This is a genomic window from Stenotrophomonas sp. GbtcB23 (assembly GCF_019091045.1).
GTDB classification, from domain to species: Bacteria; Pseudomonadota; Gammaproteobacteria; order Xanthomonadales; family Xanthomonadaceae; genus Stenotrophomonas; species Stenotrophomonas rhizophila_A.
On record NZ_JAGXKC010000318.1, the window covers coordinates 1 to 304 of the forward strand.

General features: G+C 60.5%; 1 protein-coding gene. It reads left to right on the forward strand.

Translation table 11 applies throughout. The annotated features are described in order from the left end of the window. Nucleotides 1-76: 76 nt before the first annotated feature. Nucleotides 77-304 (forward strand): hypothetical protein (locus tag KVS69_RS19265; protein WP_217539561.1); only part of this gene is annotated, 228 nt, incomplete at its 3' end.

A 304-nucleotide genomic window follows, 5' to 3' on the forward strand; every position in this document is an offset into this window, starting at 1 on the left:
ACAATGCCGAAGAACAGTTCAGCGTGGTGATCCAGGGAGCAGGGGTGCCGCCAGACCTTAACCTAGAGCCCGACCGATGACCTTGGACGGAATGGCTGATCATTTCCCGGAAGCCCTTGGGCTCTCCCCGACGGCTGCTTGGCTGGACTTCATCGAGTCCATCGTATTGCCGACGATGCCCCCTGATCTGCCCTTCGCGATCCAAGGCTGGGCTGGAATGGCCTTTGACCGAACCTCCTATGAGGATCTGGCACCGGATAACGTGTGGGAATGCTGGATGGCGGTGCACAACCAGGCGGCCGGG